Origin of the sequence: Mesorhizobium sp. M7A.F.Ca.CA.004.12.1.1 (assembly GCF_003997835.1) — a bacterium.
Lineage (GTDB): Bacteria > Pseudomonadota > Alphaproteobacteria > Rhizobiales > Rhizobiaceae > Mesorhizobium.
The window spans coordinates 1-1,827 of record NZ_RZRK01001034.1 but is presented as its reverse complement, the minus strand read 5'-3'; the positions used below and the strand labels follow the sequence as shown (position 1 = coordinate 1,827).

At 64.6% G+C, this 1,827-nt stretch carries 2 protein-coding genes and 1 pseudogene; all 3 read right to left on the bottom strand.

The window, feature by feature from the left end:
* Positions 1-452: efflux RND transporter permease subunit (locus EN984_RS33230; protein ID WP_164765862.1), on the bottom strand; the 452-nt coding region annotated here is incomplete at its 3' end.
* Entirely contained in the window at positions 449-1,528 is a 1,080-nt protein-coding gene (locus tag EN984_RS33225; RefSeq protein WP_127270819.1) for an efflux RND transporter periplasmic adaptor subunit, read from the bottom strand. The genes EN984_RS33225 and EN984_RS33230, both read right to left, overlap by 4 nt.
* A pseudogene (locus EN984_RS33220) lies at positions 1,525-1,827 on the bottom strand (efflux RND transporter periplasmic adaptor subunit); the annotation flags it as partial. The gene EN984_RS33225 and the pseudogene EN984_RS33220, both read right to left, overlap by 4 nt.

The window sequence follows — 1,827 nt, the reverse complement described above, 5'->3', positions numbered from 1 at the left end:
TCCGATGTGAAGGCGTAGATGTTGCCATAGACGTCGCCGAAGCTGTCGTTGAAGAAGGGTCCCTGCACCCCCTGCGGAAACTGCGCCGCGATGTCGTTGACCATGTTGCGCACCTGAATCCAGTTCGGCACGACATCGCGTGCTTTGGTGGTGTCCTTCAGGTTGACGAAGATGACGGTCTGGCCGGCCGTGGTGACGGACTTGGTGTAGTCGAGGCTGTCGAGTTCCTCGAGTTTCTTCTCGATACGGTCGGTCACCTGCTGCACGGTTTCCCTGACCGAGGCGCCCGGCCAGTTGGCCTGGATGATCATCGTCTTGATGGTGAAATTGGGGTCTTCTTCACGGCCGAGATTGAGGTAGGAGAACACGCCAGCCACGACGAAGACAAGCATGAAATACCAGACCATGGAGCGGTGGTTGAGCGCCCAGTCGGAGAGATTGAAGCCTTTCATGAGGCCCCTCCCTCGGGCACTGTCACCTTCTGGCCTTCGCTCAGGCTGTGGACGCCCGCCGTGACAACACGCATGCCGGCCTCCAGCCCCTCGGCCACCGTGAAGGTGCCGCCATTCTTCGACGCGACCTTTATGTCGTGTGCGTTCACGCTGGATGTCTGCGGGTCGACGATCCATACTTTCGCGGAACCGTTCTTTTCGAACAGCGCCGACATGGGCAATTCGATCGTCGGTGCCACCTTGGTCACGCGGGTCGCCGTCACCGTCGAGCCGAGCCGGAAGGCCTGTGGCGGATCCGTGAGCGTCAGCTTGACGCGCCGCGTGCGGGTCGAGCCCTCGGATTGCGGTGCGATCTCGCGCAGCTTGGCCCCGGTCTGGATCGTAGGCAGCGACTGCAGGATCACCTGGAAGGGCGTGCCGGCCTCAAGATCACCGGTCAATTGATCGGGAATGTCGACCACCGCCTCGCGCAGGTCCGAACGCGCCACGGTGACGACGGTCTGGCCGGGCGAGACCGTCTGGCCAACTTCGGCGCCGACCGCGGTGACGACACCGTCGAAATCAGAGAACAGCCTGGCATAGCCGAGCTGTTCCTGCGATTTGGCAAGCGAAGCCTTGGCCCGCTCGACACCTGCCTCCGCGGCTTTGCGCGCCTGCTGCGCGGCATCGAAGACAGCTTGCGTGGCGTTGGCCGAGGCGAGCAACTGGCGCTGCCGTTCCTCGCTGGCGGCGGCGTTGGCGAGCTGCGCCTCGGCATTGGACAGTTCCGCCTTGGCCGCCTGGAGGCCCAACTCCAGTGCGGTCGGATCCAGTGCCGCTATCGTCGTGCCCTTGCTGACGATGTCGCCGACCTGGACGTCGCGCGAGACGACCCGGCCAAGCAGGCGGAAGGCCAGGTCGGCGCTGACCTGCGGTTCGACGGATCCGGCAAAACCGAAGATTTGCGTGGTGCGCGGCTCGATCACCATCGACAGCACCGGTCGGACGATCTCGGGCGGCTTTTCCTCCGACTTGGAGCAGGATGCCAGCGCGCCGAGCATGAGCACGCCGAGCAGGATGCGTGGCGTCCGGCTCATTGGCCCGCTCCCGATATCTCGATCGTCTGTCCAGGGCTGAGCAGCTGTCCTCCAGCGGTGACGACGCTCTGGCCCGCGTCCAGCCCCTTGGCGATCACGACCGTGCCCGAATTGAACGCCAGCACTTCGACTGGCGCCATCGTCACTGCCTTGGTCGAGGGATCGACGATCCAGACCGCCGGCTTGCCGCCGCTGGACGTCAGCGCCTGCCAAGGCAGCAGGATCGCCTTCGCCGGCTTGGCGCTTACCGTGCCGATGACGGCTGCCCCAAGCGGCATGCCGGCGGGCGTGTCGGGAAT